The organism is Ensifer sp. Root558, from assembly GCF_001427045.1.
GTDB classification, from domain to species: domain Bacteria; phylum Pseudomonadota; class Alphaproteobacteria; order Rhizobiales; family Rhizobiaceae; genus Ensifer; species Ensifer adhaerens.
This window is the reverse complement of record NZ_LMGC01000015.1, coordinates 44,926-70,520: the sequence shown is the minus strand read 5'-3', so window position 1 is coordinate 70,520 and position 25,595 is coordinate 44,926. Positions and strand designations below refer to the sequence as shown.

At 60.5% G+C, this 25,595-nt stretch carries 21 protein-coding genes and 3 pseudogenes; 8 read left to right on the top strand and 16 right to left on the bottom strand.

Annotated features, from left to right (window positions below):
• Positions 1-7 precede the first annotated feature (7 nt).
• Positions 8-2,584 (top strand): NADH-quinone oxidoreductase subunit NuoG, encoded by a 2,577-nt coding sequence (nuoG, locus tag ASD63_RS18055; RefSeq protein ID WP_060529627.1) that lies wholly within the window; start codon positions 8-10, stop codon positions 2,582-2,584.
• 60 nt (positions 2,585-2,644) lie between these two features.
• On the opposite strand, the gene ASD63_RS18050 is transcribed toward nuoG, so the two are convergent.
• From ASD63_RS18050 to ASD63_RS34330, 4 genes and pseudogenes are all read right to left on the bottom strand, one after another.
• The gene (locus tag ASD63_RS18050) at positions 2,645-3,085 is read right to left on the bottom strand and encodes a CBS domain-containing protein (protein ID WP_034796770.1); all 441 of its coding nucleotides are present in this window, start codon (positions 3,083-3,085) and stop codon (positions 2,645-2,647) included.
• Positions 3,086-3,122: 37 nt separating this feature from the next.
• Positions 3,123-3,689, bottom strand: coding sequence for an NADH-quinone oxidoreductase subunit I (locus ASD63_RS18045; protein ID WP_034796769.1), 567 nt, complete (start codon positions 3,687-3,689; stop codon positions 3,123-3,125).
• A gap of 132 nt (positions 3,690-3,821) precedes the next feature.
• Positions 3,822-4,808 carry an NADH-quinone oxidoreductase subunit NuoH gene (gene nuoH, locus ASD63_RS18040; protein WP_034796768.1) on the bottom strand — a complete coding sequence of 329 codons (987 nt, stop codon included), beginning with the start codon at positions 4,806-4,808 and terminating at the stop codon, positions 3,822-3,824.
• A gap of 530 nt (positions 4,809-5,338) precedes the next feature.
• Positions 5,339-6,393: pseudogene (locus ASD63_RS34330) on the bottom strand (IS110 family transposase).
• Positions 6,394-6,530: 137 nt separating this feature from the next.
• On the opposite strand from ASD63_RS34330, the pseudogene ASD63_RS36200 reads away from it, so the two are divergent.
• From ASD63_RS36200 to ASD63_RS18010, 5 genes and pseudogenes are all read left to right on the top strand, one after another.
• Positions 6,531-6,686 (top strand): annotated as a pseudogene (locus ASD63_RS36200) (replication initiation protein RepC); the annotation flags it as partial.
• Complete coding sequence (locus tag ASD63_RS18025; protein WP_082572917.1) at positions 6,658-7,149, top strand: SH3-like domain-containing protein; 492 nt, start codon at positions 6,658-6,660, stop codon at positions 7,147-7,149. The pseudogene ASD63_RS36200 and the gene ASD63_RS18025, both read left to right, overlap by 29 nt.
• Positions 7,136-7,492, top strand: coding sequence for a nitrile hydratase accessory protein (locus ASD63_RS18020; RefSeq protein WP_060529623.1), 357 nt, complete (start codon positions 7,136-7,138; stop codon positions 7,490-7,492). The genes ASD63_RS18025 and ASD63_RS18020 overlap by 14 nt, the downstream gene beginning before the upstream one ends.
• Positions 7,493-8,265: 773 nt before the next feature.
• Positions 8,266-9,498 carry an HlyD family efflux transporter periplasmic adaptor subunit gene (locus ASD63_RS18015; protein WP_060529622.1) on the top strand — a complete coding sequence of 411 codons (1,233 nt, stop codon included), beginning with the start codon at positions 8,266-8,268 and terminating at the stop codon, positions 9,496-9,498.
• Complete coding sequence (locus ASD63_RS18010) at positions 9,480-11,477, top strand: glycosyltransferase (RefSeq protein WP_060529621.1); 1,998 nt, start codon at positions 9,480-9,482, stop codon at positions 11,475-11,477. The genes ASD63_RS18015 and ASD63_RS18010 overlap by 19 nt, the downstream gene beginning before the upstream one ends.
• Positions 11,478-11,800: 323 nt before the next feature.
• On the opposite strand, the gene ASD63_RS18005 is transcribed toward ASD63_RS18010, so the two are convergent.
• From ASD63_RS18005 to ASD63_RS17990, 4 genes are all read right to left on the bottom strand, one after another.
• On the bottom strand, positions 11,801-12,181 hold the full coding sequence (locus ASD63_RS18005) for a transcriptional regulator (RefSeq protein WP_029742565.1): 381 nt from the start codon (positions 12,179-12,181) through the stop codon (positions 11,801-11,803).
• Positions 12,169-12,507: a type II toxin-antitoxin system HigB family toxin gene (locus tag ASD63_RS18000; RefSeq protein WP_060529620.1), complete on the bottom strand. Its 339-nt coding sequence runs from the start codon at positions 12,505-12,507 to the stop codon at positions 12,169-12,171. The genes ASD63_RS18005 and ASD63_RS18000 overlap by 13 nt, the downstream gene beginning before the upstream one ends.
• A 195-nt stretch (positions 12,508-12,702) precedes the next feature.
• A complete protein-coding gene (locus ASD63_RS17995) occupies positions 12,703-13,134 on the bottom strand; it encodes a hypothetical protein (RefSeq protein ID WP_060529619.1) in 432 nt (143 codons plus the stop codon).
• A gap of 667 nt (positions 13,135-13,801) precedes the next feature.
• Positions 13,802-14,773 (bottom strand): MBL fold metallo-hydrolase, encoded by a 972-nt coding sequence (locus ASD63_RS17990; protein WP_060529618.1) that lies wholly within the window; start codon positions 14,771-14,773, stop codon positions 13,802-13,804.
• A gap of 137 nt (positions 14,774-14,910) precedes the next feature.
• Here ASD63_RS17990 and ASD63_RS17985 point away from each other — a divergent pair, with 137 nt between their 5' ends.
• Positions 14,911-15,807, top strand: a complete 897-nt coding sequence (locus ASD63_RS17985; RefSeq protein WP_034800664.1) for a LysR family transcriptional regulator — start codon at positions 14,911-14,913, stop codon at positions 15,805-15,807.
• A gap of 279 nt (positions 15,808-16,086) precedes the next feature.
• On the opposite strand, the gene ASD63_RS17980 is transcribed toward ASD63_RS17985, so the two are convergent.
• From ASD63_RS17980 to ASD63_RS17955, 8 genes and pseudogenes are all read right to left on the bottom strand, one after another.
• Positions 16,087-17,754 (bottom strand): autotransporter domain-containing protein, encoded by a 1,668-nt coding sequence (locus tag ASD63_RS17980; RefSeq protein ID WP_060529617.1) that lies wholly within the window; start codon positions 17,752-17,754, stop codon positions 16,087-16,089.
• On the bottom strand, positions 17,708-18,010 hold the full coding sequence (locus ASD63_RS36195; RefSeq protein WP_060529616.1) for a hypothetical protein: 303 nt from the start codon (positions 18,008-18,010) through the stop codon (positions 17,708-17,710). Before ASD63_RS36195 ends, ASD63_RS17980 begins: the two co-directional genes overlap by 47 nt.
• Positions 18,011-18,047: 37 nt before the next feature.
• A pseudogene (locus tag ASD63_RS36805) lies at positions 18,048-18,272 on the bottom strand (DUF1365 family protein); the annotation flags it as partial.
• Complete coding sequence (locus tag ASD63_RS17970) at positions 18,269-18,949, bottom strand: type 1 glutamine amidotransferase domain-containing protein (RefSeq protein WP_060529615.1); 681 nt, start codon at positions 18,947-18,949, stop codon at positions 18,269-18,271. The pseudogene ASD63_RS36805 and the gene ASD63_RS17970, both read right to left, overlap by 4 nt.
• Before the next feature lie 215 nt (positions 18,950-19,164).
• A complete protein-coding gene (locus ASD63_RS17965; RefSeq protein WP_082572915.1) occupies positions 19,165-20,391 on the bottom strand; it encodes an alanine racemase in 1,227 nt (408 codons plus the stop codon).
• 40 nt (positions 20,392-20,431) lie between these two features.
• Positions 20,432-21,388, bottom strand: coding sequence for an ATP-binding cassette domain-containing protein (locus tag ASD63_RS34315; protein WP_082572914.1), 957 nt, complete (start codon positions 21,386-21,388; stop codon positions 20,432-20,434).
• Positions 21,385-22,257 (bottom strand): ABC transporter ATP-binding protein, encoded by an 873-nt coding sequence (locus ASD63_RS34310; protein WP_234824617.1) that lies wholly within the window; start codon positions 22,255-22,257, stop codon positions 21,385-21,387. The genes ASD63_RS34315 and ASD63_RS34310 overlap by 4 nt, the downstream gene beginning before the upstream one ends.
• A gap of 321 nt (positions 22,258-22,578) precedes the next feature.
• Positions 22,579-23,532, bottom strand: a complete 954-nt coding sequence (locus tag ASD63_RS17955; RefSeq protein WP_060529614.1) for a LysR family transcriptional regulator — start codon at positions 23,530-23,532, stop codon at positions 22,579-22,581.
• A gap of 123 nt (positions 23,533-23,655) precedes the next feature.
• Between ASD63_RS17955 and ASD63_RS17950 the strand changes: the two genes are divergently transcribed.
• Positions 23,656-25,584 (top strand): ABC transporter substrate-binding protein, encoded by a 1,929-nt coding sequence (locus ASD63_RS17950; protein WP_060529613.1) that lies wholly within the window; start codon positions 23,656-23,658, stop codon positions 25,582-25,584.
• Positions 25,585-25,595: the final 11 nt, after the last annotated feature.

Sequence of the window (25,595 nt, the reverse complement as noted above, 5' to 3'; positions counted from 1 at the left end):
GTAGGTCATGGTGAGCGTTACGATCAATGGGCAAACACTGGAGGTCGAGGCCGGCTCGACGGTGTTGCAGGCCGCCCAGCGCTTGGGCATCGAAATTCCGACCTTCTGCTACTTAAAGCGCCTGCCGCCGCTTGCCTCCTGCCGCATGTGTCTCATCGAGATCGAGGGGCTGCGGCGGCTACAGCCGTCCTGCGCCACAGCCGTCACTGAAGGCATGGTCGTGCGAACGGATACGCCACTGATTGATGAAACACGTTCGTCCATGCTGGACATGCTGCTTGCCAACCACCCGCTCGACTGCCCGATCTGCGACAAGGGCGGCGAGTGTGAGCTCCAGGACATGGTGATGGCCTATGGCCCGGGGAGAAGCCGCTTTCATGATCCCAAGCGCGTCTTCCATTCTCGCGACATTCGCCTGAGCCCGGTCGTCATCATGAACGTCAACCGTTGTATCCAGTGCCAGCGCTGCGTGCGCATGTGCGAGGAGGTCGTCGGCGCGGTCGCCCTTGGCACCGTCGAGAAAGGCATGGATACGGCCGTCACCGGCTTTGAGGGCAGTCTTGCCAGTTGCGACCAGTGTGGCAACTGCATCGAAGTCTGTCCGGTCGGCGCGCTGATGAGCTTTCCCTATCGCTATAAGGCTCGGCCCTGGGATCTCGCCGAGGTCGACACGATCTGTCCGCATTGCGGCACGGGATGTCAGTTGACCGTCGGCGCGCGCAAGGGCGAATTCATGCGTGTCCGGTCCAAGGAGGAACACGGCGTCAACCGCGAAACGCTCTGCGCACGCGGCCGTTTCGGCCTTGACTTCATCGAAGGGCATGATCGGATCAAACGACCGATGATCCGCCGCGACGGCACTCTTGTGCCGGTCTCCTGGGACGAAGCAGGAGACTATCTGCGCCGGCGGCTAGCAGCGGTCGAAAGCAAGGCTTCCGGCGGACTTGTCTCGCCGCGCCTGCCCAATGAGGTTCTCTATCAGTTCCAAAAGCTCATGCGCACGGTCTTTGCGACCAACAACATCGACAGCTCGTCGCGCTGGTCCACACCCTTCGACGCGCTTGCCCCGCTGATGGCAGGCTACAGTCGTGCACCTTTGACGGACGTGATCGGCGTCGATCACGTGCTTGTTATCGGCGGCAACGTGACCGAGGAAAACCCGGTCACCGAGTATCTGCTGCGGGATGCCGCCAGGCGGCGCGGGACTGGATTACTCATGCTCTCGACGCGACCGTCCCGCCTCGACGCCGATGCTAAGGCTGTGGTTCGTGTATCGCCTGGCGGAGAGGTCGCGAGCCTTGCAGCCGTGGTTGCCGGACTTGCTGCGGCCGTCGGTGACAAACTGTCAGGTGACGCTGTTGCAGAGATCGGCGTGGCAGTCGGCGGCCCGGTGGCTGGCAATGGCGGCGATGGACCGGATCGTCTGGCCGCAGCACTCAACGAAGGCAGCACTGTCACCGTGCTTGTCAGTGTCGACCTCCTGAGATCGTCAGACGCGCGGGGAGCGTTGCAGCAACTCACCAATCTCTTGCAACTGCTTCGCCTCCTCGGCAAGACCCCAGCATTGCAGTTCCTCTTCGACCGCGCCAACCAGCTGGGCGCCTTTGATATGGGGGCCCTGGCGGGCGGCTTGCCGGGGCTGCAGCCGGTTGTCGACGAGACGGCGCGCGCCGCTCTTGCCCGGAACTGGGGCGCCGAAATCCCCCATGGGCCGGGTGGTGACCTCGACGCGATGCTGGATCTCTGCGTGGCTGGGCAAATGGGGGCGCTCTACCTTGTCGGAACTGACCCCCTGGTCTCTTATCCGGACAGGGAGTTCGTGGCGCGGGCACTTGGCGCCGCTGATCTCTTGATCGTGCAGGACAGTTTCCTTAACGAGACGGCCGCACTGGCCGAGGTTGTCTTGCCAGCGGCGGGCTACGGTGAAGAGCCCGGCAGCTTTACCAACAACGAGGGTCGCATCCAGCAGGTCGCCAAGTTCCGGGAACCAGTCTTTGAGGCGCGGGGTAATCTCGCTATCTTCGATTTTGTCGCAGCTGAGCGCGGCCAAATATTGCAGCCTTCGACGCATGTCGCGGTTTTCGATGAGATCGCCCGGCTGATACCGGCCTATCAGGCGCTCACCTGGACCGGACTTGGTGCCGACGGTGCCTTCACGAAAGAAGGCCCGACGCCACCGGCGGAAGCCTTCCATGCACCGCCGACCGTTTCGCAACCGCACGACGGGCTCCTGCTCGTCACCGGCAACTGTCTATTCCACAATGGCTATCTGACCGAGCGTTCGGAGATCCTGAACACGGTCGCCAACGATCCTTATGTCGCGATGAGCGCTGAGGATGCGGCTAAGCTTGGCCTTTCGGACGGCGACCAGGTGGTCGTTCGTTCAACCCGCGGTGAACTGGTAGCGCAGCTCAAGGTCGAAAAGCCGTTTCCCAAGGGTCTTGTCTTTGTTCCCGAAAACTATCGGTCTCTTCGCCTCAACAGCTTGATGAGGCGCGGTGAATACCCGTGTCCGGTTAAGGTTCACAAGGCAGCAACAGCGCACGCAATCGAGGGCACGAACCGGGTCTGGCGAGGAGCATGAGGATTTGCGCCCGAGGCGCCTGCAAGGCCCGTGTCCCGACCTCTGGGCGCAAAGCCACTCTCAGTGGTAGCCGGCCCCGGCAATGTATTCGTACAGGTGTCGCTCGGTGCGCTGCGCCTCGTCGAGCCGGTGCTTGACCACGTCGCCGATGCTGACGACGCCGACAATGGCCTCCTCCTCAATGACCAGCACATGACGTGTCCGTCTCTGGGTCATGATCGACATCACCAGGGGCAGCCCATCGACAGCCGAACAGATCGCCACGTTGCGGTTCATGATCTCGGCGACCGGCATCAGCGCTGCCTCAGGCCCATATTCCGCAAGCGCATTGCAGCAATCCCGTTCCGAGACCGTGCCCATGTACCTTCCGGGCGCGTGGCTGACGACCACGAAGCCGATATTGTTGTCACGAAAGAGCCGCAGGATCTCCACCATCGCCTGGTCGGGAGCGACTGCGATCACTCCAGCACCCTTATCCTTCACGATTTCACCGACAAGCATCTGAGCCTCCTATCTGCGCGCCCCGGTTTGCTGCTCCTCACGTTCGCCGGATATTGCGCCACCAGTTGTATCCATGCGGTTCGCTCGTTTCGACCAGCACGTCCTCATCCGTATTCAGGCGTGCGGCGACGACACCACCGCCGGCCATCGCCTTTCCAGGTTTTTCGAGCAGATCGTCGCGTCCGATCACCAGGTCACGCGACGAAAAACTCGAGAATTCATACTGCTGGCCAAGTGCGATGGCGTCCGCAGGGCAGGCGTCCTCACAGAGGCCGCAGAAAAGGCACCTGGCCGTGTCGATCTCGAATTTTGCTGGGTGTCGGTTGCCGTTTTCGTCCTCGTAGGGAACGACTTCGATGCAGTCGCAGGGGCAGATGCGAGCGCAAAGCTCGCACGCGACACACTTGATCTCGCCCTCTTCGTCGCGTTTGAGGAAGTGATGGCCGCGATAGCGCGAATAGGGGAGCCACTTCTCCTTGTCCGGATACTGCATGGTCACCGGCTTGGAGAACATATAGCCAAAGGTCAGCGTAAAGGCGCTCGCCAGGTCGGCAAAAAGCGCCCAGCCGATCCATGTTCCAGCTCTGTCGACTACGCGTGACATGGTCGCGCCGTTCTACAGCGGCGTGCGTCTATTCCAACGCGGGAGGGTCGCTGTAGTCCCTTCGATTGCTGCACGCATCTTCGTCAGATCGACACCGAACCTAGAAGGCGCGTGGACAAGCCGCCCTGGCTCCTAAGTGAAAGCAATACCAGTGATAATTATGTTCGCCATTGACAGAGGAAGCAAGACTTTCCATCCGATCGCCATCAGTTGGTCATAGCGATAGCGGGGCAAAGTGAAACGGAACCACATAAACACATAAATGAAGAATGCCACTTTGAGCGCAAACCAGAGAAGCGGCGGCAGCGGAATGAGAATACCGTTCCAGCCGCCGAAAAACAGGATGACGGAGAGGACCGATACCAGGAGCACGATGACGTATTCGCTGACCATGAAGAGCGCGAAACGAATACCGCTGTACTCGGTATGGAACCCGGCGCCGAGATCCCCTTCCGCTTCGGCCAGGTCGAAGGGAATGCGCTGCGCTTCGGCCAATCCCGCAACGAAGAAGACGAAGAACCCGATCGGTTGATAGACGATGTTCCAGAGATCGCTCTGGGCGCGCACGATGTCCACGAGGCTCATCGACTGTGCGAGCATCACGACGCCGATGACTGCGAAACCCATGGGGATTTCGTAGCTGATCATCTGTGCGCAGGTCCTCAGACTGCCGAGAACGGCGTATTTGCTGTTGGCGGCCCAGCCGCCGAAGATGACGCCATAGACCTCCAGACCGATCACCGCGAAGACGAAGAGCAATGCCACATTCAGATTGGAAACGTAGAGCGTGATCTCTGCATTGAGCACTGAGACGGTCTCGCCGAAGGGGATCGCGACAAACACCACAAAGGGCGGAGCGAGCGCCAGGATCGGCGCCAGCTTGAATAGGAAGCGATCTGCCTCTGCAGGGATATGATCCTCTTTCGTCAGGAGCTTGATACCGTCAGCCACTGGCTGCAGCAGGCCGTGCCACCCCACGCGCATCGGACCCATGCGCTGCTGCATGTGGCCGGCAATCTTTCGCTCCAGCCAGGTCAGCGGCAAAGGCAAGAGTAGAAGCATTGCGATGAGCAATGCGATCTTGAGGGCGATAAGGCCAAGGGCGACGAGAAGTTCCATGATCCGCGGCCATCTATTCGACAGGCAGAAACGTGACTGGGCCCGACCCGGCTTACCCGTTGAGCGCGTCCTTCCAGTTTTCTCCATTTTCTCACGAAACGGCGGCCGTGGACAGGCTGCCGTTTCCTATTCTGGGACGGTCAGGAGGTTGCCGTCGGTTTCTTTCCTAGTCACCGTCGATCGGCCTAATCATGAGGCAAACCGGCTTGGCAGGTTCGAATCGGTTCACATCAGGATCTTTGTCAATTGGTCATTCGAGTGGCATCGAATTTCTCCGTTTTGGCGGTCCCACGGTCTGAGCCCATAGTCTTACCGGCCCGTTCGCGGGCCTGTACAACCTCACATTCGGTCGCCGTCCGTAGCGGCTGCACCACTATCCCGTTTTCGACGGGCACGGGCTCAGGAGAACGGGACCAAACTCAAGATCGGCGTTTGAGAGCCAAAAGGATTCCCGGTCCGTCCACCTGGATCCGTCAGGACTGATCAGGCCCTGAGGATGAGTGTGCTGACGATAGTGTCTGCGTTTGCGTTCAGGCGCTTTTCATGATCGCGCCCTCTATTACGACACCGGAACTCACGTACTTCCACAGAGCAACCAGCAACTTGCGAGCCATTGCTACAATCATCGGCGTTTTAAGGCGGCCGCTGTTGCGTGTGATGCGCTCTTTGAACCATATCGTTAGCGCCGACTTTGATTGATGCCGCAGCCATAGCCAGGCGAGCTCGACCATTGTCGCTCGCAATCGCGGATTTCCCGCTAAGTGTCGGAACAGGCCTTCCGTGTAGAGTATCGTAGCGAACTCTGGACCAATTCCTCTGATGCCCAAATGAGCGGTCGCTCCTGCCGGCGTTTCCGGCGTCTCGTGGGCGATTAAGGCATCTCGCTCTGCTTCTACATCCTTGATTTGTGCTAGCAGCAATTCGAGGCGATCAAGCTCTCTGCAAATCTCTGCCTTCAGGTGTTTTGACAGCGGACGGCCATCTACGCTGGCGACGGTCTCGATTTACCGGCTCGTACCCTCGTATTCCTTGCGTGAAGAGCCCCTTTATGCGATTGACGTGGAAGACACGTTCCGCAATCAGGGTTTTCCGCTCCCGTCCGATCCGACGGTTATCGTCCTCCTCGGGTGTGAGGAGTTTGACCATCGAGCAGGCACGCGGCTCGCCACGTTTCCATGCCATCAGGGCGCGGATCAGCGTTTTCGCCGTCAATACGATCTGTCTTTGCCCGGCGATGGCGGCGGGGCATGGCAATGGACGCGGCCTCTACAATGTGGCTCTCAATCCAGGCTTCTTTGCTGAGCACTCGCCCCAACCAGAAGCCATCAAGCCCGGCCTCCTGGATGATCACCATCGGATAAAGCCGGTTCTTGCGCCGCTTTGCCATTTGGCGAAGGACGGCGAAACATGAAAACAAACCGGCGATATCGCCTCCGGTCACCGAATGGCGAGACATCTTTTCGCTTCCAGGCAATAGAGCCGTCACGAGCCATGTCGATTTGCTCATTTCCAACGAGACGAAAATTGCGCCAAGATCGACGCGGGTAGCGGTCTGTGCTCGAGTTTGATCTGCTGTGATCGGCATGATTGGCCTCCAGAGAGTCTTCTAGCGACCTCACTCTGCCACTGCGCAGGCCGCTACTCACCCCTGATGGGATCTCAAGAGTCTTTGGCATCGTTTTGGTGAGCGGAATTCTTTTGCCTTCGAAGAGGTGAAGGAAAATGCAGAGTGGAAATGTGACGACGCCCTTCGGGCGGCGGTTGATTTCGCTTGCCCTTGTGAGAGGGCAGATGCGGACGGCCGAAATCAAATCCGGAAAGAGCGTCGACAAGTGGAAAGTGTTCCGTGATGCCTGCGAGGCGAGGGCGGTCCTCGGCGCGGCCATACTTCGATCAATGGGTGGTGACGATCGCAGCCCAGATGATTGATGCCGGCTATCTTACATTGGAGGAACTCGATGCTGGCCGGTCGGCATTTGTACGCCAGCCTGGCTATCCGCCTGAAACCGCAGACGAGGCGCGCGCCTACGTCCAGTCCGCGCGCAGCTACGCGCTTGGTTCCCAGGCGCCGCCGTTGTTCGTCGCGGGCGATGCTGTGCGCGGCAAATCCATGGGACATCCCGGACATACGCGATTGCCGTCCTATGCCCGGGGAAGGCATGGAAGCGTGATTGCGCATCACGGCGCCCACGTACTGCCGGATGCATCAGCCGCCGGAACGCCCAGAGGCGAGCACCTTTACACGGTTGGCTTTGCCGCGTCCGAGTTGTGGCCGGAAGCCCACGATAGCCGCGATCAAGTTTTCCTCGATCTCTGGGAGAGCTATCTTGAGCGGATCTGACCCCAGGACGGCCCACCTGACGCAAAGGGACAGCGAACCGGGTTTCGCCGAGCCGTGGCATGCTCAGGCTTCCGCGATGGCAAGTTTGTTGGTTGCTTCGGGCGTCATATCAGGAGCGCATTGGTTTGAAACCCTGGGAGTGAAGTTGCGCGAGGCACATCTCGCCGGACAGTTGGATGACACCGAGACCTACTATCGTGCCGTGTTGTCCGCGCTCGAAAGCCTCCTCGATCAAGCTCGCGCGATTTCCGGCAATGAACTAATCCAGCGGCGAGATGCCTGGGAGCGCGCATATTTGCGCACGCCGCACGGACGGCCCGTCGTGCTGAATGGGGACTTATGACCAAGCGTTCCTGCTCCTGACGAGTTTTCCGAGCTGTCGTGCCAAGAGAGACCTGGGATGTGATCCTCTTGGCCCACGACACTGCCGGAGGCCTTAGAACATAAATGAGGGATATGGTGGGCCCGGCAGGACCGGAGCCGACGGCCTTAACCATCGAGTTCCCTCCCAGCAGAGAACCTCTGAGGGCAACCGATCGATCAAGCTCGGGTCTGGACGAATTTCCGTACAAACTTTGGCGCTGTGAGGGAAGCAGGTCTGAGCCGTCGACGTCGGCAATGTTATATTCCTATCCAGTTATCGCCGGTTCGTATTTTCGTATCCCTTCAAATCGAGGGATTGATAGTTCGCAATCGAGAAGTCGCCTTACGATCCATCTTCGGACTTTTTTGAAAGCCACGCTCGCGAAGGATGTCGGCAAAGCTGAGTTCTATCTGCCGCATCCCGTGGGGGCGCAGTCTGCTCAATCACGGAATGCAACGCGCCCGAGAACGTGCATATGGTAAGGCCCGTCTCAGACAATCTATGGCGCAACACGAAGCGCGCCTTTCCGGTTCACTCGTCAAAACATGAGTTCGACCACTCTGTTGGGAGGCTGAAATACCTAGCCGAGTTGTTCGTAAAAGCTTAACCAATCGAAAAAGCACCAACTTCTGAGGGTTGCCCGAGGCGCGTTTGCGCACAATCTTCTTTACGCAGCCGGAGCCATGGATAGAGCCGGGACTGCGCTCTGGCGTTTGTCGTGCTCGGCAACGTAGTGAGTGGGAACGGTTGGCATGCTCCTGAACCATCGCATCACGCGCATCACCGTCGGCATCCTGCTTCTGACGCTTGCTGTCGTCGTGCTCCTGCCTGGACTGACCGGCTTTACCAGCCTCGACGGCACCGTGAATGCCCGCTTTGCCGTCATCAACGCACCAATTGACGGGGAAATCGGACAAGCGCCGCCACGCATCGGCACGCCGGTCGCCGAAAACGAGACGCTTCTGACTATCCGCAACGAACGGGTTAATCGGGCGATCCTTGCTTCCCTGCAAGCGGAAGGAAAAACGGCCGCCGATCGCGTCACGGCGCTGGAGCGTGAACGGGACGAACTCGTCGCCTTGCGCAACCAACTCGCCCATCGGCTGGAGCAATTCAAGAACGCCACCATTGCCAGTCTGGAGCGCGAACTTCGCATAATGCAGAAGCGGGTGGAGGTGTCGCGTGCCCAGGACGTCGTTGCAAGGGTAGACCTAGATAGACGGCAGGAACTGGAATCTAAGGGGATATTCACGCGCAAGATGGTCGAGGCGGCAGCCGCCGCCGGCGCGGCCACGGGCGGCGAGGTCGAGATCAGCAATTTGTCGCTCGATCTTCTCGAACAACGGCTGATGGCCCTGCGTGAGGGGATATTCATCGTCGGCGATGGTCAAAACGACGTGCCCTATTCGCGCCAGCGTCAGGACGAGGTGATCGTTCGCATAAACGACATCAACACCCGCATTGTCGAAAACAGCACGCGCGCCGACCAGATTGAACGGCAGCTGGAGGAAGAGGAGAAGCGCGTTCGCAGTCTCGAACAGGCAGAAATAGCGTCGCCGTTCAGCGGGGTGGTGTGGACCCGCAACGTCGTCAACGGCTCCAATGTCATCCTCAACAACGAGCTGTTGCGCATCCTCGATTGCCGCGAACTGTTCGTCGATATTCTCGTTCCTGAAGTCGATTACGACGAGATCTATCCGGGCCGCGAAGCGGAAGTGCGGCTTCTGGGCCGGAGCGAAGTCTTCAAGGGAGAGGTGCAGGCCGTAAAAGGCTCATCCGCCGTCGTCGAGAAAGACAATCTCGCCGCCAAGGAGCCGGAGGCCAAGGAGCGCGACGCGAGAATCCGCGTTCAACTCCTCCCCTCGGCTCTCAACACCGATTTCGGCAATTTTTGCCAGGTGGGGCGGTCCGCCCAGGTCCGCATCTCTCGGCACAATCTGCAATTGACACAGTGGATCAAAGGGCTGTGGTTCAACCTCTTCTAGCGCTCGCGCCCACATTGCTGGTGATCGCCTTCTTCCTGCTTGGGCCATCGAACTGGTCGCGGCATCAAAGCTGGGCGCGCACCATCACTTGCGCGGTCGTTGGGGCGGTCGCATTGCGCTACATGGTCTGGCGCCTCTTCGAAACCGTCCTTCCCTATCCCGCTGATGGCGCGAACGTCTGGTGGGTTTGGATCGTCTTTGTCATCGAGCTCCTTGCCTTCACGGAGGTCGTTCTTTTCCTCATCCTGATGAGCCGATACGTCGACCGCAGTCGCGAGGCGGACCGTTTGGGAAAGACGTTCTTCGCGCGCGAGGCGCAGGATCTGCCGACAGTCGATGTTTTCATTCCAACCTACAACGAGCCGCTCGATGTTCTGGAGCGCACGATTGTCGGGGCTTTGGCGCTCGACTATCCGAAGGACAAGTTCAAGGTTTATGTCCTCGACGACGGCCGGCGTGATTGGCTGAAGACCTTCTGCGCAGAGCGGGGCGCGGTCCACCTGACCCGGACGGACAATGCGCACGCGAAAGCCGGGAACATGAACAATGGGCTGCGCGCAAGTTCGGGCGATTTCATCGCCATCTTCGACGCAGACTTTGTTCCCTATCGCCATTTTCTCAAGCGCACCTTGCCGTTCTTTTCGGACGAGGGGATCGGGATTGTCCAGACCCCGCAGCACTTCTTCAACGTCGATCCGGTGCAATCGAACCTGGGCCTGGAGAACATCTGGCCGGACGAGCAGCGCCTGTTCTTCGACGAGATCGCGCCCAGCCGCGACGTCTGGGACGTCAGCTTCTGCTGCGGTTCGTGCTCGATCGCCCGCCGCAAGGCCGTCGATGCGATCGGAGGCTTCCCGACGGAGTCGATCACCGAAGACCTGTTGACGACGCTGTCGATGCTGAACAAGGGATACAAGACCCGCTACCTCAACGAACGGCTGTCGATGGGATTGGCAGCCGAGAACCTGACGGGCTATTTTGTTCAGCGGGAACGATGGTGCCAGGGCGGCATCCAGACGCTCTATCTCCACAACGGTCCGTTGCGTGGACCGGGCCTGTCGTTGTTCCAGCGGATCATGTTTCTCCCCATGTCCTGGCTGGTTCAGTACGTGGTGCGCCTGATCGTGTTGATCGTGCCGATCGCCTATCTCTGGTTCGGCGCCTTGCCGCTGCACTTCACGGGCGTTGCCGACTATGTTTCAAATCAGCTTCCGGTGCTCGCGGCCTATTTCCTCCTGATGCTCTGGATAACGCCGACACGTTATCTGCCCGTGGTCTCCAGCGCGGTCGGGACCTTCGCGACGTTCCGCATGCTGCCGACGGTTCTCTCCAGCCTCGTGCGGCCCTTCGGCAAGCCGTTCAAGGTAACCCCGAAAGGCACCGGCAACGAGGCGAACAGCTTTGACGCCTACACGTTTACCTGGATTGCCGCATTCATCGCCGTCACGGCGCTCGGACTTCTGATCAACCTCGTGCCGGAAACGGCGCAGGTCCAAGGGTCGTTCTCGGCGATCGGAGCCGTCTGGTCGGGGATCAACATCGTCGTCCTCGTCATCGCGTCGCTGATCTGTTTCGAAAAGCCGCGTCGACTTTTCCAGGCTTTCAAGCTCGATGAGCCCGCCAATGTCGACGGGACGCCGGGGCGCGTGGTCAGCCTCTCGCTCGACAAGGCGGTGGTCGCGGTTCCGCCGGAGGTGCGCTTCGAGTCTGCGCAGGTGACCCTCAGGCTCGACGGTTTCGAGCCGCTGCAGGCTGATCTGAGGCAAGTGACGCAGCGGCGCGGCGACATATCGCGTACCGGCGACAAGCGGCGCTTCTATCTTCACCTTTACTACGACCTCAACGGCAAGGAACGCGACAAGATGATCGTCAAGCTCTATACCGGCCGCTATTCCCAGGACATTCCTGATATCGACAAGGTCGCGGTTTCCGTGAACCTGTTGCTACGTGCCTTCGGTCGCACCCGTACCGTTTCGTAACCGCAGCTCAATCGGTGCTTATGACTCGCGAATTGCGAAAGCCTCATCGGGCGGAAATGGCGCAGTGTTCATGTATGCGCTCGAATGATCGCATATTGTATCGACTGGCACCTGCCAGCTTCCCCGGGTCTCGCCGCTCTTTTGATGACTGAGTGTTGGTCGTTTAGCGCTCAGTATGGTGGTATGGTGGGCCCGGCCCGACTCGACCCTGAAAGAACGTATTCGATCGTCCGGGGTTGAACGATTCGGGTCGTAATCGAGCGCATCAACGACGTTGCTCGCCTGGTCGAACGGGGTAATGGGGCGAGCTTAGCCGGAATCCCTTAGGCCGCCACTTCGCCGATCAGTGAACCAGCCGGGATGTTCCATTCTTTGCTGAGCTTTCTAATCTGATCCAGATTAATTTCCCGTTTTCCGTTCAGAAGATCGGCCGCCCGCGCTTTCGACCCAATGACCGCCACGAGATCGGCGCGCGTGTAGTTGTTCGCAGCCATCACCGACTTGACCACCTCGACGGGGCTCGCCGTCGGGATTGGATAGTGCTTGCCCTCGTACTGTTCGATCAGAAGGACGAGCGCGTCAAAGTGCGCAGCTTCCTCAGAGCCTTCTTCGGGTTCGTCTTCGAAATATGGCCGAACTTCCTTCAGTGCGGCGTTGTACTCGGCCTCACTCTGAAGCGTCCGAAACCCTTTCAAATCCAACATGTCTTTCCTTTCACGTCAGAGTTCTTGACGTCGATCGCATCGTACTGGGCGTGCGTCCCGACAAACAGGACGAAAATCCGCTTGGACCGAAATGCGACCAGCCCCACAATGCGGTACTTGTTGCCGCCGACGTCGAAGATAACCTTGTTGCCGGCCACCAGATCAGCTGAGTTAAATGTCTTCTTTAACCCGCTAAAATTACTCCAGCTCGCCTTCGATGCGGTAGTATACCATTCCGTCATTGCGGCTCGCGCGGCCTCTCGGGGGACGCCTTTCGGCAAGCTATTCCAAAAGCTGACCAGCGCAGATTTAGCGATAACGTTCACTTGGGTCCCTATTTAACGAATTCCCAATTTGGAAACAAGCACAAAGTTTCCAATTTGGGAATTTTGTTGCGAGTCATTTTTTGATAAGATCCAGTCAACGCTGAATGCAAATCTCGGGCAGCACTGTTTGACATGCCTTCGAATGCGGGTCCAACTCGGAAAACCCGCCATCCCTTTGGCCGCCAGCGATCAAGTTCACTTATGGGGCTTGGTCGCCTTCACCATCTTTGGGACCTTCCGCGAAACCTCCTCAAGCGTCGTCATAACCCGGTTCACCTGCGAGAGCGTGGACGTCAGCTCACGAGCATATCGGACAATGAGATACTCTTGAGCTGAGGAGAGCGTTGCCAGGTGCGCCAGCGTGCGCTTGCGCAAGACAAGTCTTGCGGCCCCCGCTCTTCGGGCCGGCTCGCCAAGGTCATGTTGGAAGTTGTGGATCGGCTCGTCATCGAGGCCTCTCGCCTGAAGAAGAGCATCGAGATAAAGCTCGACGGCATGAAGAGCCAGCAGCCTTTGCGGAAGATGGTTAGGACCGGATGGGTTCTCACCCAGCTTGACGGCGGCGGCTTTGTATTGCGTCGCCAGGTTCAAAACGTCTCGCACGCCCGTTGATTTGCCGAGGTCCATGTTGCTAGATCTCCCCCTCAGAGTGAAACTGCGGGCTGGGTTCCGACCGCGTCGTCAGTCGTTCGTGACGGTACTGATCGTCTCGCGCACCCGTCGATCCGGATGAGGTCCTTCAACAGGGTTCGCAGCTCTGGCCAGGGGGCTTCCTCGAGTTTGAGGTCCGGGTCATGCGTAACGATCAGGCAGTGAAGCTTTGCGGCGACTTCGATCACCGAGGAGACCGGTGCAATCAACAGCACCCGCCCCACTCCCGATCACGCATTCGCCACCCTCCGCCCGGCCGATGCCGTCGAGATCCCGCCGGCGACAAAGCTCGCTAGGGCTGGATGACGAGCGCTCCTGGATTGTTTTGACGGGAAGTAACCGCTTTGCCCCGCCAGACCCGGACGTCCGGCCGCTCGACACCGATAGCGGCTACCACGGCCCGTTGCCTCCAGCCCTATTCGAAGAGGTGAAGCGTCGCTTTGCCGGGCTCGCGCGCAGCCAAAGACATCAGGCGACCCCGCGTGGTTCCTAAATGCGATTTGTTCCTGCAAGCGAAATGGCGCATCGCATGGCGTTCCGGAAAAGACGGGAACCCATCCGGCAACCATCGGTTCGACCGCGCCTTGCGCCGGAATATTGATGCCGTAGAAATGACCGACTTTCTAGACCGCCGTAGCTAACTTCAATCCTGTAAGGCCCAGTCGGCCACCTCCCAGCGCATCTGGCCACGGTCGGCGACGACACGGCCGAGCCCTGGGAAGGGCATGTGCGTGGCGGCGATGAGTGCGCCCTCCGAAGCGGCGCGAGGGAAAAAGCGGTCGCGCATTGCCTTGGCCGCTGCCCGGTCCTGCTCGAACAGGAAGAACACGTCGGTCGCCCCCGGATGCACGACCGGAAAGATCATGTCCGAGACCATGATGAGGCTCTTTCCGTCATCTTCGACCCGCACGCCGATATGGCCGGGTGTATGGCCGGTCAGGTCGACAATTGAGACGCCGCGCACAATTTCGCGTTCTCCGTCAATCGCCTGGAGTTTCGGGTAGAGGCGCACCACCTCCTCCGCCATCTTAAAGCTGGTTTGCAGATAGTCGGGCGCGCCGCTGCGCTTGGCCGGGTCGGTCCAATGGGTAACGTCGCGACGATCGATGTAGAGCTCCGCCTTTGCGTAGTTGTTCTTGCCTCCGGCGATCAGACCGCCCATGTGGTCCTGATGCATATGCGTTACGATCACCGCGTCGATCTGGTCAAGCTGCAGGCCAAGCGCACCAAGCGCCTGCGGCAGTTTGCCGGTCTGACCGATCGAGCCCGCTGCACCGGCATCGATCAGGATGCGGCGCTCGCCATCATCGATGAGATACTGGTTGAAGAGGAACCGCACCCCGCTCGGCCGGGCGGTGAACTGAGCGACTGCCGCCTCCTCCACCTGGGCCGGCGCGCGTCCGGGAAAATAGTCGAAGGGCATATCGGCGAACCCGTCTGTCAGCGCCGTCACCGTGAAGCGACCGATGCGGATCTGCGCCAGCGGCGTAATGCTGACCGGCGTGTTGGGGGTATTCTGCGCGGCGGCAGGGGCCGGTGCGCCACTGATCAGTCCTCCCCCGAGGAGGCCGAGAGGAAGAGCGCTTGCAAAGGCACGACGTGAAAGTTGAGGCATGACGTCTTTCTCCTGATCATTGGCAATACGGGGAGCCGGCCGGCGTCCGCTGGATCGACGCAAAAGCTAGGATATCCGAAAGCAATAGGGTATCCTGCCATTTCTGGAACTTTCCTCTCAGTTTCCGGAAGGATACGATGGATCGGTTTGAAGCGATGTCGGTGCTGCTGGCGGTGGTGGACGCTGGCAGCCTCTCGGCTGGATCGCGGCGATTGCATGCACCGCTCGCCACGGTCAGCCGCAGGGTCGCGGATCTTGAGAAACACCTTGGCGTGCGCCTGGTCGTGCGCACCCGCCGCGGCCTCTCCTTGACGGATGAGGGGCGCAGCTTCGTCGCCGCGTCACGTCGTATTCTGGAGGAGCTGGACGCGGCGGAGCGGCAGGCCAGCGGCGATGATGGCGCGCTGCGTGGAGGGCTGCACGTGACCGCACCGATTGCCTTCGGCGAGCGCCATCTGCTGCCAATAGCTCTGGAGTTCCTGAAGGAGCAACCCGATATCAACCTGCGTCTGACCCTCGCCGATCGTCAGCTAAGTCTGGCAGACGAGCACGTCGATGTGGCCCTGCGGATCGGACACTTGGCGGACAGCGCGCTTATCGCAACGCGCGTCGGCGCCGTCCGACGGGTGATCTGCGCGAGCCCCGACTATCTTGCCCGCCGAGGCGTTCCGCTTCAGCCGGAAGACCTCAGCCACCATGACGGCATAAGCTTTCAGGGCTTTGCGACCGCGCCGGAATGGCGCTACCGCCGGGACGGCGCGGCCTTTGCCATCGAGCCGCGCCCCAAATTCGCGGTCAATACGACGGAGGCTGCCATTCAGGCTGCAATAGCCGGTATCGGCATTATCCGCGTGCTGTCTTACCAGATCTCCGATCAGTTGCGCTCCGGCGCTCTGCACGAATTGCTGACGGACTTTGCACCGGAACCGCTACCTGTGAACGTTATCCATGGACCAGCCGATCCCCTGCCGCTGAAGGTGCGGTGCTTCCTCGACTGGATCGTCCCAAGCTTACGTGCTCAGCTGGCTTACTAGCGTCCCGCTTCAGGCGCACCCCGTTGATAGCAGTGAGGCGCACCGGTGCGAATGCTGCAAGATGCGGCTGTCCTTCCCTAAGTGCCTAACATGTCTATGCTCCGCAGCGCATCCTCAATATCTCCTTCGGCCTAGGTTAGGCCGCTTGGAAAACGTATGTGAGCGCTGAGAGGGGCCGTCATTTCTTTGGCGAAGACGTCTGGCGTGTGATCGTTCGGTCAAAAGCTCACGCGCGCGCCAATCTTCCCGCCGCCCGAGCGCGAACCATCGCCCTCGACGTTAAACAGCAGTGAGAAAGTCGATATTCCAGTTGTCGTTGTTGGAGAGAGCGAGCCCGGCGGAGATCCTCCCGAACAGGCCTTCGCCATCAAGCGAGGCAAAGCCGATATCCGCGCCGATCGAGGGTGATAGCGTTAGTCCGTTTTCGAGCCCCAGCGTTCTCTCGACATCGAACCCGACGCTGAAGCGGGCTTGTTCCTCTATGAAGCCCTTGAGATCGATTGTTTCGCCAAGGGAATTGGAGACGGAATAGTCCTCTGTCTCCTCGGTGAAATAGACCGCGCGGAGCTTCGGCGTAAGCACGGTCATTTCGTCCATTTGCCATTCGCCCGTGAGCTTCACATCCGCCATCCAGCGGCTCGTGTCGAAGCTGCCATGGAAGATGCCGGTATCGATGTCGTTCGATGAGCCGCCATAGAGCAAGTTGGCATCGAGAAAGACTCCCTTGCCGATTTCGAACGAGGCATAGGGTCCGGCCACCCAGCCATTGCCCTTCAGTTCGGCGTCCTCGTCGGTCGGACCCGTCATGTAGTCGTAGTGGAACGACAGGCCGACGAGCATGCCGTCATTGACGAGATAATCGGCGCCGACGGAAAACAGCCCGAAGTTGTCCCATTTGTCGCTTTTGTCGTCTTCGTCTTTATGGAACAGGAAGCTGCCGTTCATCCAGATGTCGAAGGGGCGATTGGTCATCACGAAGGTTTCGCCGGCTGCGGCCGCATCGGCGGCATCGCGTGCCGCCTGGCTCTGGGCGAGGCTGGATGAGAAGCCGAGCCTTGCGCCTCTTTCGGACGGCGTGACGGCCGTTGTTACCGGATCGGTGCTCACCGCAGCCTTGCGTCGGTCGAGCAGGCCTGGAACCTTGACTGTCGATGACAACAAGTTCTGCCGTGTGCGGACGAAATCACGCACAAGCCCGTCGATTTCCTCGCCCGCCGCCACTCGGTCCAGGGCAACCCTGTAGGTAACGCGGCCGACATTCGAAGTGCCGAGCGCGCTCTGGAGAGTGTAACCGATGACGGCAGAGCCAGAATAGGACGGATTGGGCGTGAACCTGAGGTAATAGCCGACCGGCGTGAAGCTGCCCGCCGCCGCGAGTTCACCTTCGATGATCTCCGCCTTACCCGCGTTGGGCGGTGCAACGGAAGCAATCGCGGCGCTGACGAATGGACCACCAGTTGCGCCACTGTTGAGGTAGACATTCTTCGGTGTCGACCCGGCGGGAACGTCGACGACGATGTCGGGTACGGTCACCGCTCGCCCCTTCAGTCTCAGCGTATAGGCCGCCGATCCACTTGCGCCGCGGCTGTCGACGACGGCAATCGTGAAGCGGTAATCATCGGGCGTCGCATCGTCGGCGATTGGCCCTGTCGGTTCTCCGGTGGATATGTTTAGGACCATGCCCTTCGGCAAGTCGCCGCTCTTAACGCTGTAAACGAGCTCGCCGACGCCTCCGGTTACCGAAATGCGCGATGAATAGTCTTCGCCGACCATGGCGTCCTGCAGCGCACCGGCAGATGGGCTGAAGACGAAATTGGTGGAAAGGACGGAGAGCGTATAGTTCGCCTGCCCTGTGGCACCGCTCGCATCCGTTGCTGTTACGGTAAAGCGGAAGTCGCCGTCAGCGGTCGGCCTTCCGGAGATGCGGGCGCTGGCCCCATCCAGCATCAAACCTCCTGGCAAGGCGGAGAGGCATCGCCCGGCCGTTCAGTCGCCGGTAACCGCGTTGATTTTGGAGACTGGGGCCGACATGGTTGTCCTCGAGGATCGTCACGTACTGCTTGTCGGCCGTGACGGTTATGATGATGTCGGTTGCCGCCGGAACCGGCGTGTTTCCCGCGGTCTCGTGGATGCGCAGCCGCACGGTTTTTCCCGAAAACACCCAGAAATGGTAGCGCACCGATGTCCATGAAGGGCGAAACATGAAAGATTTTCGTGCGGCTCTCTCGAATGCCCGCCGCGCTCTCTTCGCCGGGCAACACCGATGCGACATAGCTGTACCGTTCGTCGAAGGTATTGCGCACGGCATAGATGACCGCCACCAGCTTTCCTTGCGCGTCCTAGGCGAAGGTGGAAAGCGGATTGAACCCATAACCAAACATCCGCGGAAACGCGAGCAGCAAGACACGCTCCGCCGAAGGCGGACGCTCTTTCTGGCGACGCGCCCCGATCCAATCTTCGATCACGGTTTCAAGGCGGCCAGGAGGGCTTTTGCCGTTTCGCCAGATGAGGCGGGATTCTGGCCGGTGATGAGCCGGCCATCGACGACCGTGTGGACGCCCCAGTCTTTAACCTTCGAGAAAACGGCGCCGAGACCGAGCAACTCATCTTCTACCAGGAAGGGCACGACCTCCGTCAAACCGACGGCCGCTTCCTCGGAATTCGTAAAGCCCGTGACCTTTCGCCCGTTTACGAAAGGTGTGCCGTCCGGGTTCTTGACGCGGTGCAGAACGCCGGGTGCGTGGCATACAAGGGCAATCGTCTTGCCCGCCGCAATGAAGGCTTCGAGCAGCTTGATCGAGTTTCCGTCCTCGGCGAGATCCCACATCGGACCGTGACCGCCGGGATAGAAGACGGTGTCGAAGTCCCCTTGGTTGACGCTGTCGAGGCGAACCGTCTCGGCGAGCTGGGCCTTGGCTTCCCGGTCTGCCTTGAAACGCCGAGTGAGGTCGGTCTCGAACATCGGTTCATCGCTCTTCGGGTCGAGCGGCGGTTGGCCGCCCTTGGGCGATGCAAGGGTGATTTCGGCTCCGGCATCCCTAAAGACGTAATAGGGAGCCGCCAGCTCTTCGAGCCAGAACCCTGTCTTCTTGCCGGTGTTACCGAGGCTGTCGTGCGAAGTGAGGACCATTAGGACTTTCATGGATCATATCCTTTACACTGGAGGCGTAGATTTGAAGTCCGATCAGCCGCGTCGGCTTCTCGATGCACTGATATTGGCGTCGCAATGATATTTGGGAGATCTAGGTCTCACAATCCAGCTTTCCATCTCGATGATGGACGAAGGAGCGAGAACTTCAACGCGTTGATGGGCGGCGATAAATCGCCGCCCAGGTGGCCGAAAGGCCGGTGCGCTCTTCAGGTCTGACCGTTGCGGGCGTCGACCGGCAGGTTGGCTGCAGTGCCATCCGCACGCGCCAGGACGAAATTGTCGAAGTTGGCGATCGAGGCGCAGGAATGGTTGGGGAACACGCGCACGCGACTGCCGAGCGGCAGGGGGCGCCCGGAATGGGGGACGAACCCGTGTTCCTCGGACAGTCGCTCGAGCGTCCACAGGCCGGTTTCGCCATCGCCTTCGGCGCTGACGACGGTGCCGAACCCTGCGCCACCCATGCCATGTGCGCCGCGATCGGAGCTCATGGACTTCGAACCAGCGTCGATGATGAAGTGCGCGTCGTTCGACGCGACGACCCGGGCGACGACTGAAAGCGCGAGGTCGTCGGCGGTACAGATGCCAAGCCGAAGGGCGGTGCCGTCCAGAAAGACGTAGTTTCCGGGACGGATGCAATCGACTTCCCGGGGCAGCGGTGCACCGAGGCAAGTCGGCGTTGCGCCGACGGAAATGTAATCGACGGCAATTCCGCGTTGCCGAAGCCGCTCGGCGAGGCCGGCGAGGGCCTCGGCCTCGTCGTCGGCGATCTTGGCCAGGGCATGGGGCTCCGGAGCCCCGTAGGCATGTCCGGCGTGCGAAAGCAGTCCGGCAAATCGCAAACCGGGGGCGCCGGCGATGCTTGCGCACAGTTCAGGCGCTGCCGGGTCATCGGGTTTGAGGCCGACGCGGCCGAGGCCAACGTCGACCTTGAGGAACACGCCGATCTCGATGCCGTGCCGGCTGGCGGCCTGCGACAACGCATGGACACCTGTTTGGCTCGCCGCAATCGTGCGCAGTTCCACGCCCCGCGCCTTGACCGCAGGCAGAAGGCGATCGAGCGACGCGGCGTGGACGATGGGATAGGCCAGGATGATCGACGCAATCCCGGCTTCGGCAAAGATAAGCGCTTCGCTGGGCTTGGAGGCGGTGATGCCGCGCGCACCTGCGGCAAGCTGCTGCCGGGCGATGTGGAGGCTCTTGTGCGTCTTCACATGCGGAAACATCGCCACGCCGGCTGCATCGGCGCGCTGCTGCATGGCCTTGATATTGCGGGTGAGCCGTTTCTCTTCGACCTCGATATAGGGTGTCGGTCGGTCGGCGGCCGCTGGACGCAGGAACATTGCGGCCCTGGTCCCGCTTGTGCTGTCGCGGATATCTGTCGACACCATGCCGGCAGCGCTCGCAGCCGGTTGCGTCACTTCGAAAGTGCTCATGTTGGGATACTCTGATCTGGAACGGGGTATAGCGGCTATGTCAGGCGGTTGCGACCTGGCGCACGTAGTGGGTCGATGAGATCTGTCGCATCGGCAGTTCGCGAGGCACGAAGTCCGGCGCACGCACCGCACTTGGAATTTCGTCGGACATCGGCTGGCGCCCTTGCGGACGGCGCGTCGGATCGGCAATCGGCACGGTCGATAGCAGCTTGCGGGTATAGGGGTGTTGCGGATTGCTAAACACCGAGCGGCGATCACCGATCTCGACGATTTCGCCGAGATACATGACCGCAACGCGGTGAGCGATGCGCTCGACCACCGCCATATCGTGGCTAATGAACAGAAGAGCGATCTGCATCTCGCGCTGCAGGTCCATGAGTAGGTTGATCACCTGCGCCTGGATCGTCACGTCGAGCGAAGCGACTGCTTCGTCGGCGACGATGAGACGCGGGTTGAGCGCAAGCGCCCGGGCGATACAGATGCGCTGGCGCTGCCCGCCGGAAAATGCATGCGGATAGCGCTCGAGATGCTCAGGCGAAAGCTCGACCTTCGCCAGAAGTTCGGCGGCGCGGGCGCGCATGTCCCTGGTCGAACCCAGCTTGTGGACCCGCATCGGATCCATCAGCGATTGCTCGATCGTCATGCGCGGGTTGAGCGAAGAAAACGGATCCTGGAAGACCATCTGCGCTTCGCGCCGAAATCGCGCGAGGACAGGGCGTGGCGCGCCGATCAGTTCGGTTCCATCAAAGCGGATGGAGCCAGAGCGCGGTCGATCGAGCTGCATGAGCGAGCGGGCGACCGTCGACTTGCCGCAGCCGGATTCACCGACCAGCGCCAGGGTCTCACCGGGAAAAATGTCGAAGGAGACGTTCTCCACCGCGTGCACCCGCCCGGAGACGTGGCCGAACAGCCCGGCCTTCAGATCGAAGCGCGTAACCAGGTTTCGCACCTCGACGAGCGGGCGAGGGGATTGCGTCATATGAGCCGGCGCGTTCATTCTGTCGCCTCCGCGGGCTGCCGCTCCGGTTCGAACACCAACAGCGGAAATTTCTCCGGCGCATCCTTGTCGGCCATGCTGCCGAGGCGCGGCACGGCGGAAATCAGGGCGCGTGTATAGGCATGCTTCGGCTTGGCGAAGATGTCGTAAACCGATCCCGTCTCGACGATTTCACCCTTGAGCATCACACAGACCCGGTCTGCGACTTCCGCGACGACGCCCATGTCGTGGGTAATGAACAGCACCGACATGCCGATTTCGTGCTGCAGGGCGCGAACCAGATCGAGGATCTGCGCCTGAATGGTCACGTCGAGCGCGGTCGTCGGCTCGTCGAGGATCATCAGCGACGGGCGGCAGGCGAGCGCAATAGCGATCATGACGCGCTGGCGCATGCCGCCGGAGAGCTGGTGAGGATACTGGTCGAGCCTGCGTTCCGCATCGGGCACACGTACCAGCTTGAGGGTGTTGAGCGCGATCTGGCGCGCTTCCTCGGGTGCCTTGTTCTGGTGATGGATCACCGCTTCGGCAATCTGGTCGCCGACGGTAAAGACCGGGTTCAGGCTCGACATCGGGTCCTGGAACACGATCGAGATGTCCGCGCCACGAAGGGCTTCGACCCGCTTTTCCGACAATGTCGCGAGGTCGGCGACCTTGCCGTCCTTCAAGCGCATCAGCACCCGCCCGCCGGTAATCGCCGCGCCATCATACTCGGTTAAACGCATGATCGTCATGGCGGTCACCGATTTGCCGGATCCAGACTCGCCGACCAGAGCAACTGTCTCGCCGCGCGCGATGCGGAAGGAGACGCCCCGCACCGCGCGCAGCTGTGAGCGGGTGCCGGCCGCGAAGGAAACCTCAAGGTCTTCCACGGATAGGATGACATCCTCGGGCAGTTCAGGGGGCGCGGATTTAGACAGGAACATCAGCACATGGACCCGATTTCGAGGGGACGTTGCCCTATCAGGTCTCGCAACGGGGTTGCCTCCTGTCAATATGCTCGGATGGCGGAGAACTCCCCGCGAGGCAGGCCGTCAGTGCCCGGGCGGCACGCAATCGGCTTTTGTCCGTGCCGCAAAACCGAGTAAAATCAATGTGTCGCGAATGTGGCAATCGAAACTATGCGCTTTCTGCATCGTGTCGCCTGTCTTCGCATATGGCCTCGGTGGGGCGATTTGGGGTATGACGGTGCCTCAGGCGGCGTCGATGCCGACATCGAATCCGTTCTTGTACTGTGGCAATGCCGCACACTGTTTGAGATGCTGCCACAACCCACCGCTGTCGGCGCTACCAGGGCCGGCGCGCCTGAAGATGCGGATCTCCATGTCGAGCGACATCTGTTGTCCGCCGATCTGGACGAGGCGGCCTTGGCGCAGGGCTTCCGCCACACAGATCTGCGGCAGCCAGGCGACGCCACGCCCGGCGACGGCCATGTGCTTCAGGCCATCGGCGAGGCCCGACTGGTAGACGATGCTGAGATTGAGCGGCCGGCGCCAGCGCGACTGGATCAAGGTCGCCAGCTTGCCGATGTAGCCGTCGCTAAAGGAATAGGCGAGATAGGGGATCTCCGTGCTTTCGGGCCCGTCGATGTCGAACAGCGGTCGGCCGCTCTCGTCGGCTCCCGACACCAGGATCAGCCTGTCCTTGCCGATCTGCAACGATTCGAAAGGCCCGCCTTCCAGCACCGGCGGTCCATCGGGATGCACATAGGTGATGGCGAAATCGCATTGGCCCGAACACAGATGGTCGATGCTTTCGAGGAAGTCGGCGGCGTGCATGCTGGTGCGCAGCGGCAGGCGCGAGATCAGCGGCGAGCCGATCCATTTCGGGAAGAAGTACATCGCCAGCGTATGCAGCGAGGTGAAGGTGAGCATGGCCGAGCTCTCGCCGGCGACATTGCGGCAATCGGTGCGCAGCCTGTAGGCTTCGCGCACGAGCCGCTGGCAACCCGGCAGGAACATCGTGCCTGCCCTTGTCAACTGTACCGGATAGGTGCTGCGGTCGATCAGGTCGGCGCCGATCCAGTTCTCGAGCGATTTGATGCGCCGGCTGAAGGCCGGTTGGGAGATGTTGCGCGCCGTCGCTGCCGTCGAGAAATTTCTGGTCGCGGCAATTTCCAGAAAATCTTCAAGCCATTGCAGTTCCATGCCGGCCCTCATGCGTGATTTGCATAGTCTATCCTAATTACACATTGGACAGACCTGCAAGCGCTCTTCTAGCCTCCCCTATAACGAGAAGAAAACTTCCGCCTCCACCAAATGGGAACAACGATGAAACGCACCTTAGCCCTAGCTCTGTGCTTGGGGCTCGGCATCGCGGCTGCGCCCGCTATGGCCGAGACCAAGAACCCCGGCACTTTCGTCTTCATGTGGACCGACGACATCCAATCGTTCGATCCGGCCTATATCGCCAACACGCCGAGCTCTTACGGCGCTCTCAACATCTACAGTCGGTTGTTGAACTTCAACGGCTCGAAGATCTCCGAGTTCGTGCCGTCGCTCTCGACCGAAGTACCGTCGCTCGAAAACGGCCTCATCAAGCAGGCGGCCGATGGCTCGGTGAGCTATACCTTCCCGATCCGCAAAGGCGTTTCAGCCCACAAGGTCGGGATCAAGGGCGCCGACGGCAAAGTCACCTGGGAATACTACGACAAGCTGACTGACGCCCAGAAGGCGACGATCGAGCCGGGTTACGGCCAGATCACGCCCGAAGACGTACGCTACTCGTTGCTGCGCGCCATTCTTCAAGGCCAGTCGTGGATGTCGAACGCGATCACCGAGGTGATCACAGCCGGCAAATATACCGACATCGCCAAGTGGGTTGAGGCCGAAGGCGAGGTGAAATCCATCAACGACGCCAGCCCCGAGATCCTGCGCAAGGTCTATGACCAACTCGCGTCGCAGATCGTCGTCGATGGCGATAATCTCACGCTCAAGCTGCCCAAGTCGTTTCCGGCCACGCTTGGGGTGATCGCGCTGCCCTTCGGCACTTCGGTCGTCGACAAAGAATGGGTTGCATCGGTCGGCGGCTGGGATGGCTCGGGCGACACCTGGAAGGCCCACTACCGTCCGGAACTAGGCGCCAATCCGCTGTTTGCGGAAGAAAATGGCACCGGGCCGTTCATGCTCGAGGAATGGGACCGAACCGACCGGCGCATCACGTTGAAGCGCTTCGACAACTACTTCCTGGGCCCTGCAAAGCTTGAGCGGGTGGTGATGCGCACCGTTCCGGAATGGACGACGCGGCGTCTCCAGCTACTGTCCGGTGACGCCGATTTCGTCACGGCACCCGTCGAGTTCATCGACGAACTCAGCAAGACCGAAGGCGTCAAGGTCATTGACGGCCTGCAGAAGGTGTTCTCGCGCGGCATCTTCTTCGCCTGGCCGCTCGATGACAACGACAATCCGGCGATCGGCAGCGGCAAGCTGGATGGCGCTGGCATCCCGCCGGACTTCTTCGCCGACATCGACGTGCGCAAGGGTTTCAACTACGCCCAGAATTACGACGCGCTGCTCACCCAGGTGCTCCTCAACAAGACCGTGCAGTCTCGTGGGCCGACGGTTCGCGGCATCATGGGTTACCGCCCGGATTCACCTGTCTACAGCTACGATCCCGCCAAGGCCGAAGAACACTTCAAGAAGGCATTTGACGGCAAGCTCTGGGATACCGGCTTTGCCTTCACCGCCTATGTGACCGAAGGCAACCCGCAGCTGACGGCGGCACTCTCGGCGCTGCAGCAGGGGCTGTCGCGCATCAATCCGAAGTTCAAGATGCAGATCCAGGCTCTGCCGTGGGCATCCGTTTCGGACAAGCTCAACAACCGCGAAAAGCCGGCAGCACCCTTGACGGTGATGGGTTGGGGTCCTGACTATTCCGATCCGGGTGGTCCGCTCGGTGCCGCCAGCTATTACCTCTCGCCCACGGGTCTCGTCGGCGGCATGGTCGGCCAAGGTTATCGCGACCTGATGGCGGAGAAGTTCAAGCCGCTCCTGGATGAAGCCTGGGCATCGGTCGATCCGGCGGTTCGCGAGCCTATCTACGCCAAGTTGCAGGAGATGTCGTACGAATACGCCACCACCCAGTTCCTCTGGGAAGATTTCGGCTACGTCGTCACCCGCAGCAACATCGACGGCTATGTCGACAACATGATCCTCTACGGCGCCTGGGACTTTTACCCGGTCACCAAGGCCAACGACTGATTGGCGAACGG

What these genes read in the sequence shown, in the direction of transcription:
- ASD63_RS18025 (WP_082572917.1), top strand. Translation starts at nt 6,658, where the DNA reads ATGCCTGCGAGGCGAGGGCGGTCCTCGGCGCGGCCATACTTCGATCAA.
- ASD63_RS17950 (WP_060529613.1), top strand. Translation starts at nt 23,656, where the DNA reads ATGAAACGCACCTTAGCCCTAGCTCTGTGCTTGGGGCTCGGCATCGCG.
- ASD63_RS17970 (WP_060529615.1), bottom strand. Translation starts at nt 18,949, where the DNA reads ATGAAAGTCCTAATGGTCCTCACTTCGCACGACAGCCTCGGTAACACC.
- ASD63_RS17955 (WP_060529614.1), bottom strand. Translation starts at nt 23,532, where the DNA reads ATGGAACTGCAATGGCTTGAAGATTTTCTGGAAATTGCCGCGACCAGA.
- ASD63_RS18045 (WP_034796769.1), bottom strand. Translation starts at nt 3,689, where the DNA reads ATGTCACGCGTAGTCGACAGAGCTGGAACATGGATCGGCTGGGCGCTT.
- ASD63_RS18050 (WP_034796770.1), bottom strand. Translation starts at nt 3,085, where the DNA reads ATGCTTGTCGGTGAAATCGTGAAGGATAAGGGTGCTGGAGTGATCGCA.
- ASD63_RS36195 (WP_060529616.1), bottom strand. Translation starts at nt 18,010, where the DNA reads ATGTTTCGCCCTTCATGGACATCGGTGCGCTACCATTTCTGGGTGTTT.
- ASD63_RS17980 (WP_060529617.1), bottom strand. Translation starts at nt 17,754, where the DNA reads ATGCTGGATGGGGCCAGCGCCCGCATCTCCGGAAGGCCGACCGCTGAC.
- ASD63_RS17985 (WP_034800664.1), top strand. Translation starts at nt 14,911, where the DNA reads ATGGATCGGTTTGAAGCGATGTCGGTGCTGCTGGCGGTGGTGGACGCT.
- ASD63_RS18015 (WP_060529622.1), top strand. Translation starts at nt 8,266, where the DNA reads ATGCTCCTGAACCATCGCATCACGCGCATCACCGTCGGCATCCTGCTT.
- nuoH (WP_034796768.1), bottom strand. Translation starts at nt 4,808, where the DNA reads ATGGAACTTCTCGTCGCCCTTGGCCTTATCGCCCTCAAGATCGCATTG.
- nuoG (WP_060529627.1), top strand. Translation starts at nt 8, where the DNA reads ATGGTGAGCGTTACGATCAATGGGCAAACACTGGAGGTCGAGGCCGGC.
- ASD63_RS17965 (WP_082572915.1), bottom strand. Translation starts at nt 20,391, where the DNA reads ATGAGCACTTTCGAAGTGACGCAACCGGCTGCGAGCGCTGCCGGCATG.
- ASD63_RS17990 (WP_060529618.1), bottom strand. Translation starts at nt 14,773, where the DNA reads ATGCCTCAACTTTCACGTCGTGCCTTTGCAAGCGCTCTTCCTCTCGGC.
- ASD63_RS17995 (WP_060529619.1), bottom strand. Translation starts at nt 13,134, where the DNA reads ATGGACCTCGGCAAATCAACGGGCGTGCGAGACGTTTTGAACCTGGCG.
- ASD63_RS34315 (WP_082572914.1), bottom strand. Translation starts at nt 21,388, where the DNA reads ATGAACGCGCCGGCTCATATGACGCAATCCCCTCGCCCGCTCGTCGAG.
- ASD63_RS18005 (WP_029742565.1), bottom strand. Translation starts at nt 12,181, where the DNA reads ATGTTGGATTTGAAAGGGTTTCGGACGCTTCAGAGTGAGGCCGAGTAC.